The organism is Paenibacillus fonticola DSM 21315 (genome assembly GCF_000381905.1).
Taxonomy (GTDB): Bacteria; Bacillota; Bacilli; order Paenibacillales; family Paenibacillaceae; genus Fontibacillus; species Fontibacillus fonticola.
On the sequence record NZ_KB907248.1, the window covers coordinates 202,472 to 228,420 of the forward strand.

Annotated in this window: 25 protein-coding genes and 1 other RNA gene; 2 read left to right on the plus strand and 24 right to left on the minus strand. The window is 49.0% G+C overall.

What is annotated here, in order from left to right; translation table 11 throughout:
- Positions 1–19: 19 nt before the first annotated feature.
- Positions 20–679, minus strand: a complete 660-nt coding sequence (locus G358_RS0105825) for a TerC family protein (RefSeq protein WP_019636263.1) — start codon at positions 677–679, stop codon at positions 20–22.
- A 168-nt stretch (positions 680–847) separates the two neighbouring features.
- On the opposite strand from G358_RS0105825, the gene G358_RS29480 reads away from it, so the two are divergent.
- Positions 848–1,552 carry a TerC family protein gene (locus G358_RS29480; protein WP_019636264.1) on the plus strand — a complete coding sequence of 235 codons (705 nt, stop codon included), beginning with the start codon at positions 848–850 and terminating at the stop codon, positions 1,550–1,552.
- A gap of 78 nt (positions 1,553–1,630) precedes the next feature.
- Here the strand turns inward: G358_RS29480 and thiI are convergent, their stop codons facing one another.
- The 5 genes from thiI to G358_RS0105855 all read right to left on the minus strand — a co-directional run bounded on the left by thiI (position 1,631) and on the right by G358_RS0105855 (position 5,816).
- Positions 1,631–2,866: a tRNA uracil 4-sulfurtransferase ThiI gene (gene thiI, locus G358_RS0105835; RefSeq protein WP_019636265.1), complete on the minus strand. Its 1,236-nt coding sequence runs from the start codon at positions 2,864–2,866 to the stop codon at positions 1,631–1,633.
- Between the two features lies 1 nt (position 2,867).
- On the minus strand, positions 2,868–4,019 hold the full coding sequence (locus tag G358_RS0105840) for a cysteine desulfurase family protein (RefSeq protein ID WP_019636266.1): 1,152 nt from the start codon (positions 4,017–4,019) through the stop codon (positions 2,868–2,870).
- 215 nt (positions 4,020–4,234) lie between these two features.
- Positions 4,235–4,978 carry a lytic transglycosylase domain-containing protein gene (locus G358_RS0105845; RefSeq protein ID WP_019636267.1) on the minus strand — a complete coding sequence of 248 codons (744 nt, stop codon included), beginning with the start codon at positions 4,976–4,978 and terminating at the stop codon, positions 4,235–4,237.
- A 166-nt stretch (positions 4,979–5,144) separates the two neighbouring features.
- Positions 5,145–5,546 (minus strand): hypothetical protein, encoded by a 402-nt coding sequence (locus G358_RS0105850; RefSeq protein ID WP_019636268.1) that lies wholly within the window; start codon positions 5,544–5,546, stop codon positions 5,145–5,147.
- A gap of 42 nt (positions 5,547–5,588) precedes the next feature.
- On the minus strand, positions 5,589–5,816 hold the full coding sequence (locus G358_RS0105855) for a DUF1540 domain-containing protein (RefSeq protein WP_019636269.1): 228 nt from the start codon (positions 5,814–5,816) through the stop codon (positions 5,589–5,591).
- A 142-nt stretch (positions 5,817–5,958) separates the two neighbouring features.
- Between G358_RS0105855 and G358_RS0105860 the strand changes: the two genes are divergently transcribed.
- On the plus strand, positions 5,959–7,896 hold the full coding sequence (locus G358_RS0105860) for a S8 family peptidase (protein WP_019636270.1): 1,938 nt from the start codon (positions 5,959–5,961) through the stop codon (positions 7,894–7,896).
- A 111-nt stretch (positions 7,897–8,007) separates the two neighbouring features.
- Here the strand turns inward: G358_RS0105860 and rnpB are convergent.
- The 18 genes from rnpB to yqfC form a co-directional block, all read right to left on the minus strand.
- An RNA gene (gene rnpB, locus G358_RS31555) (RNase P RNA component class A) lies at positions 8,008–8,421 on the minus strand.
- A gap of 95 nt (positions 8,422–8,516) precedes the next feature.
- Positions 8,517–9,632, minus strand: coding sequence for a Nif3-like dinuclear metal center hexameric protein (locus G358_RS0105865; RefSeq protein ID WP_019636271.1), 1,116 nt, complete (start codon positions 9,630–9,632; stop codon positions 8,517–8,519).
- A complete protein-coding gene (locus tag G358_RS0105870) occupies positions 9,608–10,393 on the minus strand; it encodes a tRNA (adenine(22)-N(1))-methyltransferase (protein WP_019636272.1) in 786 nt (261 codons plus the stop codon). Before G358_RS0105870 ends, G358_RS0105865 begins: the two co-directional genes overlap by 25 nt.
- 183 nt (positions 10,394–10,576) lie before the next feature.
- On the minus strand, positions 10,577–11,707 hold the full coding sequence (gene rpoD / locus G358_RS0105875; protein ID WP_019636273.1) for an RNA polymerase sigma factor RpoD: 1,131 nt from the start codon (positions 11,705–11,707) through the stop codon (positions 10,577–10,579).
- Between the two features lie 45 nt (positions 11,708–11,752).
- Positions 11,753–13,573, minus strand: coding sequence for a DNA primase (gene dnaG / locus G358_RS0105880; RefSeq protein ID WP_026342088.1), 1,821 nt, complete (start codon positions 13,571–13,573; stop codon positions 11,753–11,755).
- A gap of 43 nt (positions 13,574–13,616) precedes the next feature.
- Positions 13,617–14,078: a YaiI/YqxD family protein gene (locus G358_RS0105885; RefSeq protein ID WP_019636275.1), complete on the minus strand. Its 462-nt coding sequence runs from the start codon at positions 14,076–14,078 to the stop codon at positions 13,617–13,619.
- Between the two features lie 26 nt (positions 14,079–14,104).
- The gene (gene glyS / locus G358_RS0105890; RefSeq protein ID WP_019636276.1) at positions 14,105–16,183 is read right to left on the minus strand and encodes a glycine--tRNA ligase subunit beta; all 2,079 of its coding nucleotides are present in this window, start codon (positions 16,181–16,183) and stop codon (positions 14,105–14,107) included.
- The gene (gene glyQ / locus G358_RS0105895; protein WP_019636277.1) at positions 16,176–17,063 is read right to left on the minus strand and encodes a glycine--tRNA ligase subunit alpha; all 888 of its coding nucleotides are present in this window, start codon (positions 17,061–17,063) and stop codon (positions 16,176–16,178) included. The genes glyS and glyQ overlap by 8 nt, the downstream gene beginning before the upstream one ends.
- 351 nt (positions 17,064–17,414) lie before the next feature.
- Positions 17,415–18,164 (minus strand): DNA repair protein RecO, encoded by a 750-nt coding sequence (gene recO / locus G358_RS0105905; RefSeq protein WP_019636279.1) that lies wholly within the window; start codon positions 18,162–18,164, stop codon positions 17,415–17,417.
- Between the two features lie 21 nt (positions 18,165–18,185).
- Positions 18,186–18,341, minus strand: coding sequence for a YqzL family protein (locus tag G358_RS32135; protein ID WP_084662676.1), 156 nt, complete (start codon positions 18,339–18,341; stop codon positions 18,186–18,188).
- A gap of 133 nt (positions 18,342–18,474) precedes the next feature.
- A complete protein-coding gene (era, locus tag G358_RS0105915; protein WP_019636281.1) occupies positions 18,475–19,377 on the minus strand; it encodes a GTPase Era in 903 nt (300 codons plus the stop codon).
- 35 nt (positions 19,378–19,412) lie between these two features.
- The gene (locus G358_RS0105920; RefSeq protein ID WP_019636282.1) at positions 19,413–19,820 is read right to left on the minus strand and encodes a cytidine deaminase; all 408 of its coding nucleotides are present in this window, start codon (positions 19,818–19,820) and stop codon (positions 19,413–19,415) included.
- A gap of 43 nt (positions 19,821–19,863) precedes the next feature.
- Positions 19,864–20,244, minus strand: coding sequence for a diacylglycerol kinase family protein (locus G358_RS0105925; RefSeq protein WP_019636283.1), 381 nt, complete (start codon positions 20,242–20,244; stop codon positions 19,864–19,866).
- A complete protein-coding gene (gene ybeY, locus G358_RS0105930) occupies positions 20,244–20,741 on the minus strand; it encodes an rRNA maturation RNase YbeY (protein WP_019636284.1) in 498 nt (165 codons plus the stop codon). The genes G358_RS0105925 and ybeY overlap by 1 nt, the downstream gene beginning before the upstream one ends.
- Positions 20,716–23,001 carry an HD family phosphohydrolase gene (locus G358_RS0105935; protein ID WP_019636285.1) on the minus strand — a complete coding sequence of 762 codons (2,286 nt, stop codon included), beginning with the start codon at positions 22,999–23,001 and terminating at the stop codon, positions 20,716–20,718. Before G358_RS0105935 ends, ybeY begins: the two co-directional genes overlap by 26 nt.
- Before the next feature lie 153 nt (positions 23,002–23,154).
- Positions 23,155–24,126: a PhoH family protein gene (locus G358_RS0105940; protein WP_019636286.1), complete on the minus strand. Its 972-nt coding sequence runs from the start codon at positions 24,124–24,126 to the stop codon at positions 23,155–23,157.
- A gap of 6 nt (positions 24,127–24,132) precedes the next feature.
- The gene (gene yqfD, locus G358_RS0105945; protein ID WP_019636287.1) at positions 24,133–25,314 is read right to left on the minus strand and encodes a sporulation protein YqfD; all 1,182 of its coding nucleotides are present in this window, start codon (positions 25,312–25,314) and stop codon (positions 24,133–24,135) included.
- 3 nt (positions 25,315–25,317) lie between these two features.
- Positions 25,318–25,605 (minus strand): sporulation protein YqfC, encoded by a 288-nt coding sequence (gene yqfC / locus G358_RS0105950; RefSeq protein WP_019636288.1) that lies wholly within the window; start codon positions 25,603–25,605, stop codon positions 25,318–25,320.
- Positions 25,606–25,949: the final 344 nt, after the last annotated feature.

Sequence of the window (25,949 nt, forward strand, 5' to 3'; positions counted from 1 at the left end):
AAAGCATTTGGCCATAAACCTACCGGGATGCTGTCTTGTAGTTGTTGAACCAGCCAAAAATGATAATAACCGCCGCGATAAGCAGCGGAATCCACGTATGAAACATTGGCAATGCCCGTGTCAGAAAAGAACCTAATATGCCATCTTTCAACAGCATATCCCCTGCTGTATATCCTAGTATGCCCGCTCCGGTCAACGTTAATATCGGGAATCGCTGCAGCCAATCAGCAATCAGGTTACTTCCCCAGACAACAATGGGTATACTAATCGCAATGCCGATGACAAGTATGGCGAGATCACCGTCAGCCAAAGCAGCAATCGCCAGTACATTATCCAAGCTCATGATGAAGTCCGCGGCTAGTATCGTCTTGATTGCCCTGAAGATAGTTGCGGCCCCTCTTTGATCTGATGCGCCTTCGCGATTCTGAAGCAGTTTGAAGGCAATCATCGCAAGCAGCAGTCCCCCGACAGCTTGGATAAACGGGATCTTCAGCAAAGTGACGGCGACCCATGTCAGGATGCACCGCATCAATACGGCAGCAAAAGCCCCCCACCATACAGCCTGCCTGCGCTGCTGAAGAGGCAGATTTTTGCTGGCCATGGCGATAACTACCGCGTTGTCGCCGCTAAGCACTAAATTGATGATCAGTATTTCGAATAGCAATAACAAATGCTCCATAGGCTTATCCCTCCCATACACTTGTATGAGATTTTTTTTCAGCCTATACCCTTTATTACTAAAATCAACACTGGACAAAAGTAATATTTAGTGAATTAATACTTATAGTGCCTTTTCAATTATGTCCTATTCGGCATCTCCTACTTAATTGAGGAAGAAGTGACAACAGTGGAACTATTTAGCACCGCGTTTTTTATCGCCTTAATCAACATCATATTCATTGACCTAATTCTGGCCGGTGATAATGCCATCGTCATTGGAATGGCAGCCAGAAAGCTGCCGCCTCACGTTCAAAAGAAAGCGATTATGTTCGGGACCGCAGGCGCCGTCTTCATTAGAATCACGGCAACGCTTATCGTCGTATGGCTGCTAAAAATTCCTTGGCTCCTCGCCATAGCCGGTACGATGCTCGTCTACATTGCATATAAAGTGCTAGCCGACGCAAGCGATCATGAGACGATCGAAGCGAAAGACTCCCTTTGGGCGGCGGTAAGAACTATTGTAATTGCCGATGCCGCCATGGGCCTTGATAATGTCATCGCCGTGGCTGGCGCCTCCCAGCAGCACACAATTTTGGTTGTGATCGGTCTTCTCATCAGCGTACCGATTGTCATTTGGGGCAGTACGCTGTTTATTAAGCTGCTTGGCAGGTTTCCTTGGATCGCTTACGCCGGCTCAGCCGTGCTGGCTTATACCGCCTCCCACATGATTACGGAAGAGCCGCATCTGCTGCCTTTTTTCGCGGATAAGCCTATACTGCGTTATTTATTTATCGTTATTGTCATCATCGGAGTTCTTTGTGCCGGTTACGCAGCTAAGCAGCGCCAGCGGGAGCATAATGATAACCGTCAATCCCGCCAGGCTGCCCGCTAAATAAAAAGGACTGCCCGAGGGAGGACGCAACTTCCTCCGATTCCCCGGAGCGTTCCGTCCGCCTTTGGCAGCCCTTGACTAAAACCATTTATCCTGCACGACTGGTTCCTCGTCCTGTTTTCTCTGGATAGCCTCTCCCGGCCTGATCATCACCGTCTCCGTTCCAAGCACAGCCTCTTCAATTTGCTCATTCAGCTGGGGTAACGAAGCCTCAATCTGTTCAATGATCCGCAAGTTTGGATTTGTTGTAGGTGATTTAGGTACAAACAAAGTACAGCAGTCTTCATAAGGCAAGATGGATAAGTCATAAGTTCCTATCCTTTGAGCCAAACCGATAATTTCTTCTTTATCGGTCATGACCAAAGGACGCAGCAGCGGCAGCGATGTAACCCGGCCAATAACATTCATGCTGGCCAGCGTCTGGCTGGCTACTTGTCCCAGGCTGTCCCCTGTCACTAATGCCATGGCGTTATTTCTCTCCGCCAGTGCAGTAGCGATCCGGAGCATGGCTCTGCGCATAAGGGTAATCATTACATTCTCATGACCGCTTTGCGCAAGGGTAGTCTGTATATTTGTAAACGGAACAAGATGAAGCTTGATCTGCCCATAATAGCCAGCCAGTACTTTAGCCAGATCAATCACTTTCTCCTCCGCCTTTTTGCTCGTAAATGGATAACTGTGAAAATGTACACATTCAATTTCCAGCCCCCGGCGCATTGCGGACCACCCGGCGACCGGGCTGTCGATTCCCCCGGACAACAGCAGCAGCGCCTTCCCATTCGTGCCTCGCGGAAATCCGCCAGCAGCGGGAATCACTTCGGAGAATAAATAAGTACCCTGCTCCCTAACCTCAATACGGAGTTCGATATTCGGACGATGCACATCAACCCTCAAATTAGGGCACGCCTTCAAGACCGGTGCACTTATAATTTGGTTCATCTCTTGGGATGAAACCGGGAACTTCTTCCATACTCTTCTGGCATTTACTTTGAACGTTGTGCCTTCAACGATATTCATGCTTTCAATGAAACGGATGGCCATCGGAATGATCTGTTCAATGTGAGAGCCTGTCACCATTACAGGGCTAATAGACGTAATACCAAACACGTTCCTAAGCTCTTCCGATACTTCTGAGGCCGGCTGTCCGTTTAGAACAACATAAATCCGGCCATATTCATTTTTGACCTCTGTGGCCGGGTAAGCGCGTAACACTTCTTTTACATGAGCCAGCGCTGCTTTTTCAAATCGTGAACGATTTCTTCCCTTGACGGTAATTTCACCAAAACGCAGCAGCAGCATATCATATTGCGGCATATTAACTGTTTCCACCTTTCAATTGTTGCAAGCGCCCCACCGTGTTCTCAATGGCACGCAGCAGTTGTCTGACATCCTCATCTGTATGCTCTTCGCCAAGACTAATGCGAATTCCCGACGCGGCACAATCCGGAGCTTTATTCATCGCCAGCAGCACGCGGCTAGGTTCGCTTCGCTTTGAAGAACAGGCAGATTGAGTTGAAACAATAAAGCCTTCTTCTTCCAGCATATGAAGCATCGTCTCTGCCTTCATCCCCGGATAGGAAAAATGAACAATATGAGGAGCTCCGCTCAAAGCTGAATTGAGCTCCAGCTCCGGCAATTGCTGCAAGCCTTCAATTAAAATATGACGCAGCTTGTACAAACGCTTGGCGTAATGCTCCTGCTGTTCCGCAGCAAGCCTGACTGCCTTTGCCATGCCGACAATGTAGGGGACATTCTCGGTTCCTGACCGGCGCCCCCGTTCCTGTCCGCCTCCAGCCAGCAAGGGAGCCAGCATCAAGCCCTCCCTGACATATAATAAGCCAATGCCTTTCGGTCCACGGAATTTATGCGCAGATAAACTATATAGATCTATTCGGCTGTCCCGGATAGATAACGGAAGCTTACCGAAGCCTTGTACGCCGTCCACGTGGAATATGATGCGAGGATAATGATTTTTAATAACATTACCTATTTCAGCAATAGGCTGCATCGCGCCTGTCTCATTATTGACATGCATAATTGAGACAAGCACTGTGTTGTCGCGCAGTGCGGATAATACGTCCTCCGCTGTTACCGTACCATCGGCTCGTACCGGCAAATAAGTAACGTCACAGCCCTGCTTTTCCAATTGCTTGCACGTCTCATACACCGAAGGATGCTCAATAGCCGTCGTAACGATATGATTGCCACGTTGCCGGTATTGCGTCATGACGCCTTGAATTGCCAGGTTGTTGCTCTCCGTAGCCCCGGACGTGAATATGATTTCTTCCGGGCTGACACGCAGGCTCTCCGCACATACTTCTCTTGCTCTGGACAACAGCTTGCCGCTGTCTTCACCGAGCCGGTGCAAGGAGGACGGATTGCCGAAATGCTGGGTCATGACCTCCGCAACCGTACGGACAACTTCCTCATGTGGCGGGGTAGTCGCAGCATGATCAAAATACTTCATATTATCCCCCTTTATTTAAATACTGAAATTAATAATTAAATCCCAATCCATTGTAACTCTATTGTAACGAACAGTTCATTCTCCCGTCATTGTCAAAAAAAGACCAAATGAGACATCGCCGCAAATCAGCGTTATCCCAAATGATCTCTTTGACCTTGTTACGCAGCTTGTTACACAGCTTATTACGCAGTATCAAAGCTTGCCTGCCAGCTCATTTAGCCTATATATTTAGAACGCGCATTTTCGATTTTCTTAATGTAGTTCTGCGTTTCTTTCGGAAGAAGGTGCAGATTCTCCATCAACTCTTGATCATTGCTGATTCCAAGTCTCTGAATACGCCCTGGTCCCGCATTATAGGCAGCAAGAGCCGTTTTCTCCTCCCCGTTAAAACGCTGCAGCTGGTAAGACAAATAACGTGTGCCGCCATCAATGTTTTGGACCGGATCAAAGGGGTTCGTAACCCCAAGGCCTCTGGCGGTTCCATCCATAAGCTGCATTAACCCTTTGGCCCCTGCAGATGAAATAGCTTCAGAATTGAAGGAGGACTCCGTCTCAATTACCGCTTTAATTAAGCTCTCCGCCACACCATATGTGCGGCTGGCTCTCAAAATCAGCTCATCGAGGTTTCTGCCGTCACGGGTTGAAATAGACTGCCCTTCGATTGGGAACGAACCGGCAGCCTCAGGAGCACCAGTTTCATTGTACGACGATGACTGCTGAAGAACGTACCATAATGCATCGTCCAGGGAAGCGGACAGCGTTCCAGATGCGCCGGCCGTTCCATCGAACGTCATCGCCGGAGCCTGGCCCTCAGCTACCATTAATTCTTGCAGCAATATGTCAAATAAAGAGTCTCCACTATCGGAAGATGTACTTTGCACAGACGTTCCTTTAAGATCAATATCATTCATCATCTGGAGCCGTACGAGCTGCCCCAGCGTACGCGTATCAATTTCCATCTTTATTTACTCCTCTTTCTCCCAATGGAATTGTATAACCTATATTTTACACTTGAAATGCGACAATAACCACCATTTTTCGAAATTTTATTGATCATCATAAAAAAAACCCTCGTCCAGATGACGAGAGTCTTTATAACGCCCCTAACAAATAACGAAGCCAAGATTAACGTGTAAAAGGAATTAAAAAGAAATAACTCAAAATCGCGATTGCACCTAGACCGATTGCCCAAGCTCCTGATGTTTTACTTCCTTGGCTATACGCATAAAATCCCATCACAGCTGCAAGGGGCCCTAAAATAATGGACCACATGAACAAGGAAGCGATGCCGAGTCCGACCCCCACATAACCTACAGTACGGCCTGCTGTACCTGTAACATCGGCATCACGGACATCAGAATCCTCATCGACTCTGGAGCTTTCATACGTCCCTGTTGGAGCCACCTCAGCGGAATACTCTTCCTGATGAGAGCGCCGCGGATAATCCACGCGTTCGGAATCATTCGATTCGCTATGCTGATGTTCTTCCTGATGCTCTCCCCAGTTTTCCTTATTATCCTCCGTCATTAATCAACACCTCCAGTAAATTTTGCTTGCACATCCTGTTAATTACGACAATTTAGCCTTAAACGTATGACAGCAGGTGGCAGCTGATGAACCTGCGGTGTCTTTATGATCACTATCGAATTCTTCGCCTGCAAATTCCGCATCGTATTTGCGTTTTGCATGCTGATCGATATCAATCATAATCAGGTCCGCATTGCAAAAATTTTGTTCTTTCCAATAAACACAGTTGGAGACACTGCATTTGACAATCGGCTTACTGCCATTTGGCATAATGATCACCTCGGGTACATTTTCCCCCGCCTTCGAGCGGCCTATGCGGACAAAGTAATGTCAATTCGATACAGCCCGGAATAAAAAGCAGTTGATTTTCTCAACCTACAGGTACATGAACTTAAAGCAGGAGGGATACCTTATGAAATGGGGCAGATGGATAGCTATCGGGTTGTTCGGAGCCGCCGCTATAGCGGTTGTATCGTTGTTCTCGTCGCCGGGTCCAAATCGGCAGCAGCAAGCCGGGGAACGACAGGCAGAACAGCTGACGGCACAACAGCAGGAGACTAAACAGCAAACTAAAGCGCCGGCTGCTGGTCAAGAAAAGCAATTGAAGCAGCTGATGCTTCACCGTGACGTTACAGCGACTGAGAGACTGGCTCGGCTTGATGCAAAGGAACATCTGAAATCACTGGCGGTTAAACTGGGGGGAGCTTCTGCACCTCAGCTTTCAGCTGATATAAGAAATCTTCAGAAGAGCCACAAGCAATTTCGTTTAATCATGCTGCATAGCGCGTCAGGTAATAAAGAAAAAAAGTTCAGCAGTCCCCATCAACAATCATCCCAGCCAACACAGGAGCAAATGAATTACTATGTAAATTTGGCGCGGAAAGCGCTGCGTAAATCAAAATCTTACGAATCGCCGGCTTTTCCGGAGAACAATCCTCATTATTTTGTTGTCGCTGAGCCAGCCAAGCATGCCAAGGATGGAATTATCGCCGTGATGGATACAGCTATTCTCGGCCGGGTAAAGGAGCATCAAAATAAAAATCTTCGCCTCATTCCGTATCCCAAGGAAGGCAGGTACAAGGTCGAATCGGTACATACCGACACACTGAAAGATATCACTGTCAAGACGGGACATGACAATGAGAAAGCGAGCCACTATTATGAGAACGAAATCGTTGTAACGTTCAGCGCGCCTCCGTCCGAACGCGAGCTTGCGCGGATTCAATCGGATATTAAAGCAAATCAAGCGGAAAAACCAAAATTCATAAGAAACACCTACATTTTTAAATCGGAAAATATGAGTATGACAGAGCTAAAAAATTATTTTGAGAATAAATGGAACCCGGCCTTTATCGAGCCCCATTACTTGTATTTAACTAATGAGACAGCTCCTTCAGCAGACCCGCCGGAAATACCAAACGATTTGCTGTTCTCTGAATATCAGTGGAATTTACCCATTACTGAAACGAATCGGGGATGGAAATTGTCCAAAGGGAGTAACGACGTTATCGTCGGCGTGGTAGATACCGGAGTGGACTTATCGCATCCTGACCTGAAAGGACGGCTGCTCAAAGGATATAATGTAATTGCTCCAGATGAGGAACCGATCGATGACGTTGGTCACGGAACACATGTCGCCGGCATCATATCCGCGAACGTCAACAACGGAGAAGGTATTGCGGGTATGATGTGGGGAGGAAAAATTTTACCTGTCAAAGCACTGGATAAGTCCGGATCCGGGACGACATACTCCGTTGCCCAAGGCATTATTTGGGCTGCAGATAACGGGGCAAAGGTAATCAATTTAAGTTTGGGAAATTATGCGGATGCCCAATTTTTGCACGAAGCGATCAAGTACGCTTACGACAAAGATGTCGTTCTCGTCGCTGCAACAGGCAACGACAATACAGAACGCCCCGGATATCCCGCAGCCTATCCTGAAGTATTGTCCGTTTCCGCCACTGACTATAACTTGAATAAGGCGTCATTTTCCAACTACGGCGACTACGTTGATGTCGTGGCCCCCGGCGAAAGTATTGCCAGCACTTATCCGGACAATCAATACGCTGCATTATCAGGCACTTCCATGGCCAGCCCCCATGTGGCTGCTCTCGCCGCATTGATACGATCCGTCAACCCGGAGCTGAGAAACACAGAGGTTATGGATATTATCCGCAATAACGTCATTGATCTCGGCGATCCAGGACATGACTATCTATATGGCAACGGACAGATCGATGTTTATGCGGCGCTTGAAGCTGCCGGAGGCGGAGCCGCCCCGCTTCAGTTATGGCCCCAGCATATCGATCAAAGACTGAAGCGATTATTCGAGGAAAAAGCAAAGCGCTGACCATAAAAAACTAAAAAAGAAGATCGTTGTCCCCCTTCGGGTTAATGGGACAATGATCTTCTTTGATTTGTAAAGTTAAGAACAGTACTAGGACTGTTCACATGTTGCAGTGATGAAAGCTTGCCATAAGCCGGGTTCTGTACTTTTCGCGGTGTGCACGGGAACTACCCTTCCGCTACCAAGCGACAATCATCTATCTAGGCCGTACATTACTGCACGGCTCCAGCGACCAACCTGGACGCGCCTCGGGCAAAGGCTGCCTCTACCTGTACAGATACAGGCTGCGTCCCATTAGGTCTTGCTCCAAGTGGGGTTTACCAGGAACGAAGTCACCAGCGTTCCTCGGGGTCTCTTACACCTCGGTTCCATCCTTGCCTGTGCACGCATTGCTGCGGCCATCGGCGGTCCGTTTCTGTGGCACTATCCTTCGGCTCGCGCCGACTGGACATTATCCAGCACCCTGCCCTATGGAGCCCGGACTTTCCTCCCGCGGCCTAAACCGCCGGCGATTGTCTGTCAAACTTTCGAAGGCAACACTTGATATAGTATACAGGCATTGCTTCATAATCACAAGTATGAATAACCGGCAGTGTTAACGTTTTATGCCAGTGCGGGTAAATTTACCGGAACGCAAATGGCTCCGTATTGACTGATGAAGCGTGTACCTTCGTATGATACTTATTCTCGGCAAGCTTCTCAGTCAGCCAAGCGGCAACCTTAGGCTTCATGATTTTCTCGGCATTATGTCCCGGGTCGATCAAAGCAATTCCAGCCATTAAAGCGTCCTGTGCCGTATGATAATCGATGTCGCCCGTGACGAGTACGTCCGCCCCGCGAAACTTGGCGTGCTTCCAATATCGTCCGCCTGAGCCCCCGATTACAGCGGCCTTGTTAATAGGGAGCTGCAGATCGCCAATGACCCTCACAGCCGGGACGTCCAGCTTCTCTTTGACACGATCGGCAAACGCTTCTAAAGTTACAGGCTCCGCCAGGCGGCCCACTCTTCCGAGGCCCAATGTCCGCCCTTTAAGATCCATAGGATACAGATCGTAGGCGACTTCTTCATAAGGATGGCTTCGGAGCATCGCTTGGATTACCCTGTTGCGGATACTATCCGGTACAATCGTTTCAATGCGCACCTCTTCGGCCCGCTCCAGCTTTCCCTGTTGACCCAGGTAAGGCTCTGCTCCCTCGAGAGGCAGAAACGTGCCATAGCCGTTAATATTGAAGCTGCAATGGCTGTAATTGCCGATACAGCCGGCACCTGCGTTCAGAACAGCATCCAGAACTTTCTGATGATGATCTTTCGGAACGAAGACGACCAGCTTGTACAGCTTGTCGGTATGGATATCTTCCAGCGGAGAAGTCCCCTCAATGCCAAGCGCCTCAGCCATCCAGTCGTTCATGCCGCCTTCCGTCACATCGAGATTCGTATGACTAATATAGACGGCAATATTGTGCTTGATAAGCTTCTCATATACTTTGCCCATCGGAGTATCCGTCAGCAGGCCAGCAAGCGGTCTGTAAATAATGGCGTGATGCGCTATAATCAAATCTGCTCCCAGGGAAATCGCCTCATCGACGACCTCTTCGTTAACATCCAGCGCAACGAGCACACTTCGTATTTCCTTCTGCAACGTTCCTAGCTGTAAGCCGATCTTGTCGTCTTCCATAGCGACATGTTTTGGAGCCAGCTGCTCCATATACTGGATTACGGTTTGCCCTTTTGCAAACATGCCAGCACCTCCTTCAGCTGCTTTATCAATCTGCTCAATTCCTGTTCTTTATTTCGGGAGGCAGGGAGACGGGAGGAAGCGACGGATTGATAAATTTTTTCCAACTTGTCGACTTCCGCATGCCATTTGTTAAGAAACACATCTCCCGCCTGTTGTACAAGCCGCGGCCCCATCAGCAACAATAGCTGTTTTGTCAGCACAACGCCAGCCTCCCGATGCTCTGAAGCAAAGTGTGCCTGCAGCGTCCTCTCTTTATATAACTCTTTATTGAGCTTATCAGCGTCGAAAAGCGCATCTGCCGTAATAATTTCGTATATTTTTCCATCCTCGGCGACGATGGCTTCATCCGCAACATACCAATCGTTGTCCATCAGCCAGCTTCTTACAAGCTCTTCTCCTACGTTAGGCTGCAGAATAAGCCGCTTAACGCCTGCCAGCTTGTCTTTGCCTGCCTCCAGAATCGATGCGATTAAAGCCCCTCCCATACCGGCAATTGTAATCGCATCAACTTCCCCAGCAGCGATAACTTGAAGCCCGTCACCCTTGCGGACGGAAATCCGCTCGCTTAAGCCTGCTTCGGCAACCTGTCTGCGGGCCGCATCCAGTGGACCTTCATTCACTTCACCCGCGACGGCAGATACAGCCGATCCATTCTTCACCGCCCATACAGGCAGCAAAGCATGATCCGAGCCAATATCCGCAAAACGGCAGTCTTGGGGCAGCCTGTCGGCAATATGCTGTAATCTTGAAGATAATTTCATCCGGGGAAAGTCCCCCTCCTTCCTAGCCGATTCCCTCCAATTTCATTTGCATTGGGCAGGGAAAACAGCTAAAATAAAACCAGCAAGAAAAACTAGGAAATAAAGTAAATCTAATGAAAACATTGTATATTTTTCTGAAAAAAAAGACCTGTCTGCAGGCTGCAGAAGGTCAAGGTCACACGCTTATTCCAGGAAGTCCTTTAACCGTTTGCTGCGGCTCGGATGGCGAAGTTTACGCAGTGCTTTCGCTTCGATCTGGCGAATTCTTTCGCGCGTTACACCGAATACTTTGCCCACTTCCTCCAGAGTTCTGGTACGGCCGTCATCGAGACCGAAACGAAGCCGCAATACGTTCTCTTCACGTTCGGTGAGCGTGTCCAGCACGTCCTCCAACTGCTCCTTCAGCAGCTCATACGCAGCGGCATCAGCTGGAGCCAACGCCTCCTGGTCTTCAATAAAATCGCCCAAATGGGAGTCATCTTCTTCACCGATAGGTGTTTCCAACGATACAGGCTCCTGGGCAATTTTCATAATTTCACGGACTTTTTCCACCGTCAGCTCCATCTCTGCAGCGATTTCTTCAGGAGTAGGTTCGCGGCCCAATTCCTGCAGTAATTGCCGGGATACCCGGATCAGCTTGTTGATCGTCTCTACCATGTGAACGGGGATACGAATCGTTCTGGCCTGGTCGGCAATAGCCCGCGTAATAGCTTGCCGAATCCACCAAGTAGCATAGGTACTGAACTTAAAGCCCTTCTTAAAGTCGAACTTCTCCACCGCTTTAATCAGACCCATATTCCCCTCTTGGATCAAGTCAAGGAACAGCATGCCGCGGCCTACATAACGCTTCGCAATGCTGACCACGAGTCTGAGGTTCGCTTCAGCAAGACGCCGCTTTGCTTCCTCGTCCCCATTTTCAATGCGCTTGGCCAATTCAATCTCATCATCTGCAGACAACAGAGGTACTCTGCCGATTTCCTTCAAGTACATTCGCACCGGATCATTGATCTTGATTCCGGGAGGTAATGTCAAATCATCATCAAAGCTGAACTCATCGCTTTCACCATGCCCATCCTCATCATTGCGCCGATGGGTCAGCTCTTCATCACTATCGTTCGAAACGTCTATTCCCAAATCCCCCAAATGCTCGAAAAATTCGTCCATTTGCTCAGGATCCTGATCGAAAGGCGAAAGCTTCTCCATAATCTCTTTATAAGTTAACGAAGACCTTTTCTTACCTTGTTCAATCAGCCGATCTTTAACCTGATCCAGTGTTAGTTCTGTTTCAGATTCGGTGTGCTGATCATTCGCCATACTTGACTCCCTCCTCCCTAGAAACATCTGCAAAGAATCATCCAGCTACTGTCTCTCTAGGGCTATAATCTCACTTGCAATTTGTGCTGCCCGCAAAAAATCACCAGCACGCTCGGCCGAAACCATTTCTTCTTTCTTGCGCTGAATTTGGGCTAGCTGCGGGATTCTCTGGATTTCCCGGATACAATCATCCAACTCCTGAGTCGTCCATTCTTCTGGTATATCCATCATCATGATCGAGGTCACCGTTTGTTCCAGCCGATCATCCTGTATGGATGAGATGAAGCGGCTTACATCCGGTGGTTTTCCCCCTGCATAATAGGCATATAGATAAGCAGCTATCGCCGCATGATCATTGATGTTAAAACGATCTCCGAGACGATCGCCCACATAACGGGCCACTTCTTCATCCTGAAGCATAAAGGACAGCAATCTCCGTTCCGCAACATGATAAGCTGGCAGCAATGTCGGCATAGATGCCTGGGCTTTTTTATGCCTAACATTATTCCACCTTTTGGCCTTATTATCCCCATGGGAGGACCTTTTTTGCATCGCTTGGCGGAATTGGTTGCACTCCTGTTTTAAGCTATCGAATGAAACCTGCAGCTCGGCGGACAATTCCTTTAAATAAATCTCACGCTCTGTCGGCGACGGCAGGGGTGCAATAACTTCCAGCGCATCTTTAATGTAAGCAACCTTTCCGTCTTCCTCTAGCAGTATATGGCTTTTTTTCAGATATATAAGCTTAAATTTAACTGCTGAAACAGCCCCGTCCAACACTTGCAATCTGAATCTCTCGGCCCCGTATTTCTGAATAAACTCGTCGGGGTCAAGCCCTTCGCTAAGCAGTGAAATTTTAATCTGGAAACCCGCTGCCTCCAATATAGGAATGCTTTTCAAAGCTGCAGCCTGTCCTGCGTTGTCTCCGTCATAGCATACGACAACTTCGTCGGCGAGCGTTCTCATCATGCTGGCATGGCTCTCGGTGAGCGCCGTACCCATCGTCGCTACTCCGTTGTGTACGCCTGCCTCCCAGGCGCTGATCACATCGCCATATCCTTCAAACAGAACGATTTGACGCGACTTGCGGATTTGCAGCTTAGCCTGATGAAGATTGTAGAGCGTTCGGCTCTTCGTAAACAATTTGCTTTCCGGGGAATTCAAATATTTTGGCTGGCCTTCCCCTAAAATTCGGCCTGCAAAAGCAATTACTTTACCGCTTCGATTGTGCAGCGGAAAAATAATCCGGTCGCGAAAGCGGTCAACAAATCCTGATCCGTCTTGCTTGGAAGACAATAAGCCGCCTTGTTCCATCGCGTTAAGATCAAATGAGCGCTTGTCCAAAAATTGAACAAGCGTATCCCAACGTGCCGGGGCGTAACCGATTTGGAATGTGTCGATAGCCTTATCGCTAAACCCCCTTGACTTCAAATAATCCATGGCTGGTTTGCCATGCTCTGTATTTTTGAGCAGAAAATGATACAGCTTGGAGGACCATTCATGGGCTTGCAGCAATTGTTCCATTTCCCGGCTTACAGGGGTTCCGCCGGGCCGAAAAGTGTTATCCTCAAAAGGAATATGCGCCTCTTCTGCCATAGCTCTGACCGCTTCGGGGAAGGATAGTCCTTCGATTTCCATCCTGAATCTGATGGCATTTCCACCCTTGCCACAGCCATAGCAATGAAACATTTGCCGTTCGGGCGTCACCGTAAATGACGGTGTCTTCTCCGAATGAAACGGGCAAAGTCCTTTCATGTACTTGCCCTGTTTACTTAGATGAACGTGCTTGCCTACCGTGTCGACGATATCATGCTGCTGCAAGACCGCCTCGATGATCTCCTCTGGAATTCCTCGTCCGGTACTCATCCAAATCACCTTCATCTCTAAATAACACGTAAATAGTAATTCGCTAAAATTGTACATTCTCCTGCATATCTTGCAAAAGTTTTGCCAACGACTCGGTAAACCGCTGCCGATCGGCTTCCGTAAACGGCTTGGGGCCTTTAAAATAACGTCCGCCCCGTCTCGCTTTCGCATAATGATGACGGCGGTCCAGCAAATAGTCAATATTGCCGGAATGATATTCTTCTCCCCTGGGCGACAATATTCGGCAAGATTTTGCCAGCGCCAAAGCGGCCAGCCCGTAATCCTGAGTAACTACGATATCCCCTTTGGTGATATGATTTACAATGTACAAATCCGCGCTTTCCTGGCTTCGGTCAACCTGAACAACAGTAACCCCCTCGACCTGTTGAATAACATGATCGTAGGAGGATACCATCAACACCTTCGCCTTATACCGTGCGGCCGTGTTTATAATTTCGGTCTTAACGGGACAGGAGTCCCCGTCAACGACAATTCGTGTACCCATTGTACTCCCGTCCTTATACCTGACTATTATGCCCAGACAAGCTTGCTGAAATCGGCAAACTGCTTGAGATCTTCATCCATCGCCTTGAGTAAGGCCAGACGGTTCGCGCGAATCGTTTCATCTTCCGCCATAACCATCACCGTATCGAAAAATACCGTAATGCTGTCCTTCAGATTAGAAAGAAGCCGCAATGCCTCAGGAGCGTTGCGCTCTTGCAGCGCTTGACGGTATTCCCCGGAAACCGACTTCCATGCTTCATAGAGCCGGGATTCCGCAGGTTCCGTCAACAGGTCGGAGCGGACTTTTTCGGTGGACGCTTTAGAGGCCAGGTTGCTAACCCGTCCAAAAGATTCGACCGTCGTTTTGAAATCCTCTAAACCATTTATAGCGGCCATCAACGCTTCTCCTCTTGCAATGACGGAGACAACGTCTTCATACCCGGAGGCAATTACTGCATCCACCACATCGTAACGCACATGATCCGCCAGCGTCTTTTTAATGCGAAGCCCGAAGAAGTCGGCCAGATCCTTCCTGATTTCATCCTTCGTCCGTTTCAAGTCATGGAAGTGCTGATGAGTCTCCAGGGCGATGTCAAACAAGGCAGGCAGCGTAACCGGCAGCTTATGCTCCAGAATAATCTGGACGATGCCTGCCGCCTGGCGGCGGAGCCCGTACGGATCCTGTGAGCCCGTCGGCACGATGCCGATAGAGAAGCAGCCCGTAATCGTGTCGATTTTGTCCGCCATGCTGACAATTGAACCTTCTTCAGAGGCCGGCACTGCATCGCCTGCAAATCTAGGCTGATAATGCTCAAAAATCGCCTTGGCCACTGCGTCCGATTCTCCGGCTTTACGAGCATAGTCTTCCCCCATTACCCCTTGAAGCTCAGGGAACTCATAAACCATTTGCGTAACGAGATCAAACTTGCAAATTTCCGCTGTACGATTCACTGACTCCGCCACTCCGGTGTTAACGTCAAGCAGAGCAGCCAGCTTCTCTGCATTGCGCCGGATTCTGCGGACTTTGTCGCCAACTGTCCCCAGCTCCTCGTGGAATACTATGCTCTCCAGCTTCGAAAGCGCATCCTTAATGTCCAGCCTTTGGTCTTCTTCATAAAAGAATTTAGCGTCAGACAGTCTCGCCCGAAGCACCTTCTCATTCCCTTTGGCAATGACATCCAGATGCTCTGCATTACCGTTGCGAACGGTGACGAAGTAAGGAAGCAGTTCTCCTTGATCGTTCAATACAGGAAAATAGCGCTGGTGCTCACGCATCGAAGTGATCAGCACCTCTTGCGGAATATGCAAAAAGGATTCCTCAAACGTTCCGTACAACACCGTCGGCGTCTCTACAAGGAACAATACCTCTTCGAGCAAATCCTCCTTGACGGAAATGTTCCAACCCTGCTGCTGGGCCAAGCTGTTAATTTGCTGCTGAATCAACTGCTGCCGTTCATCTACATCGGCGATAACATAACCTTTGCGCAGCGCTTCGACATAATCGGCCGGCTGCCCGATGACGGTCTCTTTCCCGAGAAAGCGATGTCCGCGCGTAATATTGCCAGACTTTACCCCTGCGACTTCGATATCGATAATGTCGCTTCCGAACAGGGCTACGATCCAGCGAATCGGCCGGACAAACTTAAAGTCATAGCTGCCCCAGCGCATATTTTTCGGAAAATTCATCGCTTGAAGAATGTCCAGCAAGCCTGCGGACAAAATCGTGGAGGTTGCTACGCCTGTCTGGCTTTTGCTTACGTATACGTACTCGGTGCCTCCGAGCTCTTTGAAAGTAAATTGATCCGGATCAGCGCCCTGGCTGCGGGCAAAACCAAGTGCAGCCTTGCTCCATTGACCGTTCTCGTCCAGAGCAATTTTACGGGAAGGCCCTTTCACCTCTTCGTGAACGTCCTTCTGCTTCTCCGCCACCTCTTTAACGAGGACGGCAAGGCGTCGAGGCGTCGCATACACAGCAACGTCGCCATGCTGGATCAAATGTTCGTCAAGCCACTTTATCATCCGGTCCCTAAGCTGCTCCATTGCTCCGCGAATAAAACGGGCCGGCATTTCCTCAAGGCCGATTTCGAATAATAAGTCCTTAGCCATGGATTTCGCCCCCTTTCTTCAGCATTGGGAACCCAAGCTTTTCCCGCTCCTCCAAATACGTTGCCGCAACATGCCGCGCCAGATTGCGCACGCGTGTAATGTAGCCTGTCCGCTCCGTCACGCTGATTGCGCCTCTCGCGTCGAGCAGGTTGAACGTATGCGAGCATTTCAGCACGTAATCATAGGCCGGAAATACAAGATGCTGCTCCATAGCCTTGGATGCTTCCTGTTCGTACATATTGAATAAAGTAAACAGCATTTTAACATCCGAAGTTTCGAAAGTATATTTTGAATGCTCGTACTCCGGTTGATGGAACACGTCGCCGTATGTCGTTCCGTTAACCCACTCCAGATCAAACACATTTTCCTTCTCCTGGATATAGGAAGCGAGGCGCTCCATTCCATACGTTATTTCTACTGCCACTGGATTGGTTTCGATGCCGCCGACCTGCTGGAAATACGTAAATTGCGTAATTTCCATGCCGTCTAACCACACTTCCCAGCCAAGCCCCCATGCGCCAAGGCCCGGATGCTCCCAGTTATCCTCGACAAAACGGATATCATGCTCCAGCGGGTTAATGCCAAGCCGCACCAGGCTCTCCAAATAAATTTCCTGGATGTTGTCAGGAGAAGGTTTCAAAATCACCTGGAACTGATGATGCTGATACAACCGGTTCGGATTCTCGCCATACCGTCCGTCCGCGGGTCTGCGGGAAGGCTCCACATAAGCGACATTCCACGGCTCCGGTCCGATCGAGCGCAGAAATGTCATCGGATTAAGCGTACCCGCCCCTTTCTCCACATCATATGGCTGCACAACGATACAATTCTGCTCTGCCCAGAATTGCTGCAGCGTTAATATCATTTGCTGAAAATTCATGAACCCAACTCCTTCACACTTGTTCGTGTTCAGCCGGCTGCATGGGACGTGCAAAAAGCTCCCGTCGCCTACGCCTGCTGTTCAGACGTAGGGACGAGAGCTGTTGCTTCCCGCGGTTCCACCCTACTTGATTTGCATCGCCGGCTTCCAATTCGCCGTTTGTGCAAAATCCGCTTTTTCACGATCAGCTTTCGTGCTCCAGGGCTGCCGTTTCATGAAATCATCCGGCTCGGGCTTCCACTGCCCCCGATTCGCTATTTCCGGTGAAAGACTTCATTACTTTTCCCGTTCAACGCACGAGTCTCTAATAAGAGAAATCCTTTTAATAATACATGAAAAATCAATACAAAGTCAAATTTCATATTTGTCTAATTGATCAAGGAAATTTCTGGACTTCAGCTTCACACCGAGCTGCATATCGATGAAGGAACGCATTATTTTTTTTAACTCCGCCTTGGTCTCGTCCTTCACCTCGACATTGCCCAAACGCCGCAAATCCATCCGTTCGAACAAAGAGAGCAGCTTGAAGGCTCCCGGCCCGACTGACAGCGCAGCTGGGTCTTGATGGCGGCAGCTTCGGCACAGCCTTCCGCCGAGACGAGGGCTAATGAAATGTGTATCATCCTGCCGGCCGCACGACAGGCACTCTGCAATAACCGGGCCGTATCCGGCGGCCTGCAATATTTTCATCTCGAATAAATGAATGACGATTTCTGGATCCTTGCCTGCGGACAACCCATCGAGACAAGCCTTGAGCTGATGAAACCAGAAGCTGCCTACTTCTTCATCCTGCAGCGTCCGGTCCAGCAGTTCGCAAGCATAGGAAGCATAGGCCGCCAAATATAAATCTTCACGTAAAGAAAAGTGAGATTCCATAATCTCACCCTGATTAAGTGTTCCAAGGCCTTCTTTCTGCCTATAAAACGTATATTCGCCATAAGTAAACAGCTGGGTCAGCGCAGCATGACGACTTTTGACCTTCTTAGCCCCGCGGGCGAGAACACCGATCTTGCCATGCGTCGCGGTGCACAGCGTAATTATCTTGTTCCCCTCACCATAATCCATGCTGCGGATGACGATTCCTTCCACCCTGTATAGCATGTTCCTCCCCCAAGCTCCCCTTTATGTTGCAGCGTAGCCATCCGCTTCCTGTTCGGTAACGTCCAGCTCAGCCGCGGCAGCAGTCTCCTCCTCGGGATTGCTGCCAGCTTCCCTATATAGCATGTAGGCATCGACATCTCCAGTCATCGAAAAATACTTCCACGAAAAGTCTCGCAATCGTATTCACCCTTTCTTCGGAAATGAAGCTGCGTCTATGAAGAATAGGATGGCTCAACTTGCCTGGAGTATGTGATGCAATAACTGCCATTAATGCCAATAATGCAAGTAAGACTTGAATGCAATAGCAAGCTTAGGCGTCGCGGTGAAAACCGAGATCTTTTAAAATACGCTCCTGGTTCCGCCAATCCTTCTTCACCTTGACCCACAGCTCCAAAAAGATTTTTGAACCAAGCAAATTTTGAATATCCTGCCTGGCCAGCTTTCCGACTTCCTTTAGCAGCGCGCCTTGCTTGCCGATAATGATCCCTTTCTGGGAATCCCGCTCGACGAAAATGACAGCCGAAATGTAGACGACTCCATTGTCTTCCACCCGCATGTCCTCAATAGTTACCGCTATAGAATGGGGCACTTCCTCCCGGGTTAAATGCAAAATCTTCTCGCGGATCAATTCGGCGCAAACGAACTGCTCCGGATGGTCCGTTATTTGATCCTCAGGATAATACTGCGGTCCCTCCGGCAAATATTTGCCGATTTGCTCCAGCAGTGTAGTGACGTTATTCCCAAGCTTCGCGGAGATCGGCACGATTTCCGCAAAATCGTACAGCTCCCGATACTGCTCAATCATCGGCAATAGCTGCTCTGGCTCGATCCGGTCGATCTTGTTCATGACGAGGATGACAGGAGTGTTCACGCCCTTCAGATGCTCGATAATGAACCGGTCCCCGCCGCCAAGCCCCTCAGCGGCATCTACGAGGAACAGTACAGCTTCCACTTCGCCGAGCGTGTTCAGCGCAGTCGTATTCATAAAATCCCCAAGCTTCGATTGACGCTTATGAATGCCAGGAGTATCCAAAAAAACGATCTGCATATTTTCCGCAGTGTATACTCCATGTATTTTGTTGCGGGTAGTCTGCGGCTTATCGGACATAATTGCAATTTTCTGGCCGATAATATGGTTCATCAATGTCGACTTGCCTACGTTCGGCCTGCCGACGATTGCTACAAACCCGGACTTAAATGTTGTTTTCGCCATTTCGTCTTATCCCTTTCTCTTCGTACGTAACGATGCTAAGATCTCTCCAAATCTGCAGGTCCGAAGGCATGAGGCAGCAGCTCCGCTACCGTCGTCTCTTTGACATCGCCTTTCATGTTGCCAAGAATGACTGGCATATCCGGGCTGCACAGCTCCAGCATTACCTGGCGGCATACGCCGCACGGCGCAATAGGGTGCTCCGTGTCGCCGATGACAGCCAGCGCGCGGAAGCTTCGCGGAGCAAGTCCGTCGGCCACAGCGCGGAACAGTGCTGTCCGCTCAGCGCAATTCGTCGGGCCATATGCCGCATTCTCAACGTTGCAGCCATGATGAACATGGCCATCCGCATCCAGCAGCGCAGCCCCGACGGCAAATCCGGAGTATGGTATATACGCAGCTGCCCGTGCTTTGATCGCTTCCAACAGTAACTCCGTGTTACTCATCATCGTCATCTCCCTAGATAGTGGAATGGCAAATCTTACTGAATTAATGGATTCTCGCTTGAATATACCCCATGACCGGCTCATAGAACAACAAGCAGCCGACCAGTACCGCCGCGATCGCTGTAACCAGAACAGCTCCTGCCGCCGTATCCTTCGCAGCTTTAGCCAGCTTGTGCCACTCCGGCGAAACGAGATTAACTACATACTCCAGTGCCGTGTTCACAAGCTCCGCGGCAATGACCATACCGATGACGATGCACAGCAAAGCTAAATCGCGAGCCGGAAGCCGGAAATACAGCGCTGCTGCTGCCACAGCTGCTGCTGCAAACAGATGGATCTTCATGTTTCGCTCTGTCTTCACAGCTAAAACAATGCCTTCCAGCGCATAGCGGAAAGTGTCCCTCCATTTAGGCCTAGGCTTCATTATCGCGTAAGCCCTGCCTCGGCAAGAACAGCTTCCTGCTTGCTCATCATCTCGGCTTCGCTTGCCTCATCCTGATGATCATAGCCAAGCAGGTGCAAGAAGCCATGCACGAACAAAAAGCCGATTTCCCGGTACAAGGAATGACCGTATTCCTCACTTTGGGCCTGAGCCGTCTCCACGGAAATAATAATATCCCCCAGCAGGTCATCGAGCCCGCCAAGCTCTTCCCCTTCCTCCAGCTCATACACAATTTCCTGCTCTTCCTCCACCGCATCGTTCATAGCAAATGACAGCACATCCGTCGGCCGGTCAATGCCCCGGTATTCCCGGTTGAGCACATGAATCTCTTCATCATTTACAAAAGTCAAAGCAACCTCGCCTGCGGTTATGCCCTCGGCCTCCGCTGCTTTTTGCAGCAATGTATTCAGCAGGTCAATTAAATCTTGCCCAATTTCGATAATTTCTTGCTCATTATTCCACTCGAGCTGCAGTGCCATGCGCCTCTTGCCCCCTGTCTTTCTCTTCATGAGTCGCTTTCTTAATATCCTCCGGGTATTCGATCCGGGAGTGGAATATGCCCATGACCGTTTCTTTGAGGGTCTGAGCAATAATGTCCAGTTCTCTCATCGTCAAATCACATTCATTGAACTGGTGGTCATCCAGACGGCTTTTAATAATTTTTTCGATCATCGTCTCCACCTGCTCTACCGTCGGCTGGCGCAAAGAACGAACCGCCGCTTCCACACTGTCGGCAATCCCGACGATAGCTGACTCCTTCGACTGTGCTTTCGGGCCCGGATAGCGGAAATTCTGCTCTGTAAAGTCAGGCTCCACCCCTTGCTCCTCAGCCAATCTGAGCGCCTTGTGGTAGAAATAGTGCAGAAAGGTCGTCCCATGATGCTGCTCGGCAATATCACGGATCGGCTTGGGCAGCTTATAATCCTTCTGCATTTCGACCCCGTCGCGGGCATGAGCAATAATAATCGACTTACTCAGCTTAGGATCAATAAAATCATGAGGGTTTTCCATATTGTTCTGATTTTCTATAAAATAGCTTGGACGCTTGGTTTTACCGATATCATGATAATACGATCCTACCCGGCACAGCAGGCCGTTTGCACCGATCGCTTCTGCGGCAGCTTCCGATAAATTGCCAACCATAACACTGTGATGATACGTTCCCGGCGTCTCTGTCAGCAGCTTGCGCAGTAAAGGATGGTTCGGGTTGGACAGCTCCACCAGCTTCAGGGCGGATAATATGCCAAACGTCACTTCAAAAAAGGGCATAAGCCCGATCACTAGAATCGTCGTCAGCAGCCCGCCCGCCACGGCAAATCCGATGGCATAAAGCGTGCTGGATTCCGTCCAGCCGTTGTTATTGATTAGTATAAGCGTGAACACGGCAACCGAGCCGAAGAGCGTAATCATAATGCCTGCCTTCAGCAGGGTTGAACGCTGGCTCGCCCGGTGGATAGCAAAGATAGCGGCAAGGGAAATAATAACCGCGAAAAATCCAAATTGAAAATCAAAAATTTGTCCTTTATGCACATTAAGAATAATACTGGCTAATATACTGAACAGAATAGAACAAATATACGCTAAAGACATGTCCAGCAGCAGCGTGATCAGCATAGCCCCTACCGCTACAGGCGCAATGTAGCCAATATACGGCCGCTGTTCATTTTGTATAATATTAACGACGTGCATAGAAAGAATCGTGATCAAAATAATAAGCAGCAGCATAACAAACTGGGCGTTGTTATACTTGAAACGGCTTATACCTTCCGACTGGCGGATATACATAATGAGGCCAAGCGCCAGCAAGGAAGACAGGATGACCAGGCCGAACTGCGGCCAGTAATTCACTTCATCCTTAAGCAAACCGTTCTTCTCAAGCAAGGAATACATTTCCGGGGTAATTTTTTCCCCTTTTTGAACGAGTACATCCCCTTGTTTGATAAACACCGTTGGCGTATTTTCACGCGCTTCGACCTTCGCCGCCTTCGTCGCTTCCTCATCATAAAATTTGTTGGCGGTAATCGACAAGCGCGCCAATTCCTGGACAACTTCCCTGGATACGCGCTTGCTGAGAGAGCTCGTGCTTACCTGCTCGGCAACTTTGGCGCGAGCCGTTTGGGCATCAACAATCTGATCTGTCGTCAGCCGCGCGACAATATCAGCGGCTACCGGCTTCATTTCATTAATATCTTCCGGAGTAAGCCTCGGAATTTTAATAAAAGTCTCCTCCGAAATCTGGTAAGCCTGCTCACCGATCCGCTCGTTTACTTCTTCAAACAGCTTGGCAGAATAATTCGGGGAGTTCCGGTTATTGCGGATAAAGTTTTGAATATGGTCTTTCGCCCGCTGGGGAAGCTCCTCACGATAAATTTTAATTTTGTCATCCGTCGATACCTGATCATCCTGATTAAGCCGGAAAATCCGATCAAGCATTTGCCCGATCAGAACTTCGTTGCGCAGCGGCAAAATCGTATATACCTGCCCGACTTTCTCTGCGGCTTCCTCCTGGGCCTTGAGCGTTGCTTTCGTATCCGGGATATCCATAGGGGCCAAAATCTCTTTATCGCTTGGCATTCCGACGGCAATATCATAGGTTTCCGGCAGCAGTTTAGGAGCCAAACTTACATAGAACATAATAATAAGCAGCGCAAACAGAACATAACGCAAAGATACGCTATGTCTCCATCCGGCTGTTCGGGATTGCAGTGTTTTACCTTTTTGCATCTCGTTCGAGGTCATAGTGACAGCCCTCCTGAAAAGTTTAAAGCCCGGCAACCTTTTATTAATATCGAAAGGATGTGTCGGCAACAGGCTTTTCGCATAGGCGAATGCTGGTGCTTTGCTGTGAGAGAACTAAATCGACGTCAATTTCCTAGGCTCCGGGCTGGTCCATTAACCCTGATTTTCAGCAGCACGGTCATAAGCAACTATTATTTTTTGTACAAGCGAATGACGCACAACATCTGATTCTGTAAAAAATACAAAACCGATCTCTTCAATATCTTGCAAAATTTGTTTCGCCTCGATCAGCCCCGATTTTTTTCCTTTTGGCAAATCGATTTGTGTGACGTCTCCGGTAATGACCATTTTGGAACCGAAACCAAGACGGGTCAGAAACATTTTCATTTGCTCCGGTGTCGTATTTTGGGCCTCGTCCAAAATAATAAAAGAATCGTCAAGCGTACGGCCGCGCATATAAGCAAGCGGCGCAATTTCAATGAGGCCTCTTTCCAAAGCTTTGGCGGTCTGCTCTAGACCCATTACATCATATAACGCATCATACAGCGGACGTAAATAGGGATCTACCTTCTCCTGTAAATCTCCCGGCAGAAACCCTAGATTTTCTCCAGCTTCCACCGCAGGCCGGGTAAGAATAATCCGCTTGACCGAACCTTCCTTCAAGGCCGAAATCGCGAGGACGACAGCCAAATAAGTTTTGCCTGTTCCTGCGGGCCCGATGCCAAATACGACATCACGCTTCTTAATCGTAGTCACATAATGCTTCTGGCCGATCGTTTTGACACGAATCGGTTTGCCGCGGTAAGTGACCGCGATTTCACCTTTGTATAAATCCAGCAGTTGATCGGCGCGAAGCTCTTTCGCCAAATCAATGGCGTAGAGCACGTCCCTTTCGGTTAAAATATATCCGTTGCGGATCAGTTCCAGCAGAACTTCGAACAACTGCTGTACGATTTCTACCTGTCGGGCTTCGCCGCGGATGGATATTTCCGACTCTCGCAAAACGATTCCTGCCTGCACGCTGCTCTCGACCAGCTTAAGGAACGCATCCTGCGGACCGAATAAAGATAACCCTTCAGATGCATTTTGTAATGTAATTTTTGTATGCGCAATTTGTTCTGACAAATAGACTCATTCTCCTTGCTCGTGTACTATCGGAAGTTCTTCCGCTATATTCTGCTCTACTTCAAAAAGCACTTTCATATAAACTTTACCATTGTCTGACTTCTCATGCAAAATTTTTTGACTTATGATCTTCGATTCCATGCCGTACTTCGCATAAATGTCCCTTTCGGCCCGTTCTATCCCATCCACTTTAGCCTGTTCCGGCGAAAGCTTCAACTGAATTACGGTCGTTTCTAGCAATTTTTCGTTCATCCAGCCTATCGGCAGCTTCAAGCTGCGCCAAGTTAGCGGATCGAGCTCGCTCACTGTATGAAACTGTGCGAAGCTTGTAGGGCCATAACCGGTAATTTGAATTGCGGTATTGCCAAAAAACAAATATCCCTTTACTTTCTTTTCGCCTGTGTAAACGTTTTGCTTCCGAACGAGCGGGAGTTCCATCTTATATTCATGCCATACGATCCCTCTAATTTCCCCTTTGGCCACGACGCGCTCGTTGCCTTGAATACCAGCAATAAGCACCTGGCCCTTTTTGACCCGCGCGTGCTTCTTGACTTCCGGTTGTCCTCTTTCCGCATAAATGTATGTAACAATCGCATCCGCATTACTGACGAGGTGGCTTGGACTACGCAGCGTGTGCTCCTTCGGCCGGGTCGCTTCGACAACTTGTATCGTAATACGAGTACCGCTGCGGGTTACGCCAACCCAGGATGTACCTGTCAGCCTGCGTGTTAACTCAGCAGACAACTTGTCCGGCTTCTGCATGCGGAATATCCATTGGAAGGGGTAAATGCCTTCCTCCCGGGCTGCCAGCAGCACATCTTCAGTTGGTATTTTATCATTACCCTGCACTTCAATATCCCATACAAGCGAAGACAGAGCAAATATGGCGGCGATAAACATCGCGAAGCCAAGTATAAATATTTTTCTCCGCCATAGCCGGGCCAGGAAAAAAGGCGCTCCGATCCGGCGCTTCACTGACATCCGGCAGCCTGTCCGTTTTAATAATGGACGCAAGGAGAAGAAATCGCCCAGTTGAACGTTCATCTCCATCTTCCGCTCCGGAAGGGAGCGCACATTCCATATCTCTATACCTTCCTTAGCCAGCTCATTGATCAGCTCTTCGAGACGCTCACCGCGAACCACTATAGTTACGCTGCCGCGCAAACGGGATATGACCGATGATTTCACGTTTCACTCCTCCACTCCCTCATATTTAATGCCGGATATCCGGCCCTCAATAATTACTTCCTCAGGCATGATCGTCCTGATTGCGAGCTCCGTCCCCTCCACTTTGAGGATGCCTTGCTTTAATTCAAGCTGCAGCTCTTCTGGAGAGAAATGAAGAACCCCTTGGTGGTTTTCAACGAGCAGCTGCTTGTTCCCGATCATGGTGAGCCTCGGCAAATCAAATACGAGGTCCCCCGGCAAGTCAAGCGCTTCAACCGCCCAATTTCGAATTTTACGCGATAGCCGGCTCATTTGGGGCAAACCTCCTTCCTCTACTCTACAAAATATGCGAGGGGGGAGGATTTTATGAGAAGAGGAGAAAAAAGGGGTAGAACGGGCTGGACTGTTTTAGCAGAAACCTCTTTATAGATGCTGTTTGGAGTTCAATTGGAATTAATGCATCTATTATGAACTAATGACGGCCGCTGCGCATAACAATTGTATTTCGTGTGTCTAAATCACTGACTTTAGGCTTACAAGCCGTTGTTCCTGATTTTAAATGCAAGGAATCCAATTCATTACCTGTTCATTTATAGAATTAAAAATTTAATTACAATAAGTCCAACTATCATCTATATTTTTTAGCTGAAGCATAG

Bases quoted from the DNA above. Each gene is read 5' to 3' on its own strand.
- G358_RS0105825 (WP_019636263.1), bottom strand. From the start codon at position 679: ATGGAGCATTTGTTATTGCTATTCGAAATACTGATCATCAATTTAGTG.
- thiI (WP_019636265.1), bottom strand. From the start codon at position 2,866: ATGCCGCAATATGATATGCTGCTGCTGCGTTTTGGTGAAATTACCGTC.
- G358_RS0105840 (WP_019636266.1), bottom strand. From the start codon at position 4,019: ATGAAGTATTTTGATCATGCTGCGACTACCCCGCCACATGAGGAAGTT.
- G358_RS0105845 (WP_019636267.1), bottom strand. From the start codon at position 4,978: ATGGAAATTGATACGCGTACGCTGGGGCAGCTCGTACGGCTCCAGATG.
- G358_RS0105850 (WP_019636268.1), bottom strand. From the start codon at position 5,546: ATGACGGAGGATAATAAGGAAAACTGGGGAGAGCATCAGGAAGAACAT.
- G358_RS0105855 (WP_019636269.1), bottom strand. From the start codon at position 5,816: ATGCCAAATGGCAGTAAGCCGATTGTCAAATGCAGTGTCTCCAACTGT.
- G358_RS0105860 (WP_019636270.1), top strand. From the start codon at position 5,959: ATGAAATGGGGCAGATGGATAGCTATCGGGTTGTTCGGAGCCGCCGCT.
- G358_RS0105865 (WP_019636271.1), bottom strand. From the start codon at position 9,632: ATGTTTGCAAAAGGGCAAACCGTAATCCAGTATATGGAGCAGCTGGCT.
- G358_RS0105870 (WP_019636272.1), bottom strand. From the start codon at position 10,393: ATGAAATTATCTTCAAGATTACAGCATATTGCCGACAGGCTGCCCCAA.
- rpoD (WP_019636273.1), bottom strand. From the start codon at position 11,707: ATGGCGAATGATCAGCACACCGAATCTGAAACAGAACTAACACTGGAT.
- dnaG (WP_026342088.1), bottom strand. From the start codon at position 13,573: ATGAGTACCGGACGAGGAATTCCAGAGGAGATCATCGAGGCGGTCTTG.
- G358_RS0105885 (WP_019636275.1), bottom strand. From the start codon at position 14,078: ATGGGTACACGAATTGTCGTTGACGGGGACTCCTGTCCCGTTAAGACC.
- glyS (WP_019636276.1), bottom strand. From the start codon at position 16,183: ATGGCTAAGGACTTATTATTCGAAATCGGCCTTGAGGAAATGCCGGCC.
- glyQ (WP_019636277.1), bottom strand. From the start codon at position 17,063: ATGAATTTTCAGCAAATGATATTAACGCTGCAGCAATTCTGGGCAGAG.
- recO (WP_019636279.1), bottom strand. From the start codon at position 18,164: ATGCTATACAGGGTGGAAGGAATCGTCATCCGCAGCATGGATTATGGT.
- era (WP_019636281.1), bottom strand. From the start codon at position 19,377: ATGGCGAAAACAACATTTAAGTCCGGGTTTGTAGCAATCGTCGGCAGG.
- G358_RS0105920 (WP_019636282.1), bottom strand. From the start codon at position 19,820: ATGAGTAACACGGAGTTACTGTTGGAAGCGATCAAAGCACGGGCAGCT.
- G358_RS0105925 (WP_019636283.1), bottom strand. From the start codon at position 20,244: ATGAAGCCTAGGCCTAAATGGAGGGACACTTTCCGCTATGCGCTGGAA.
- ybeY (WP_019636284.1), bottom strand. From the start codon at position 20,741: ATGGCACTGCAGCTCGAGTGGAATAATGAGCAAGAAATTATCGAAATT.
- G358_RS0105935 (WP_019636285.1), bottom strand. From the start codon at position 23,001: ATGACCTCGAACGAGATGCAAAAAGGTAAAACACTGCAATCCCGAACA.
- yqfC (WP_019636288.1), bottom strand. From the start codon at position 25,605: ATGAGCCGGCTATCGCGTAAAATTCGAAATTGGGCGGTTGAAGCGCTT.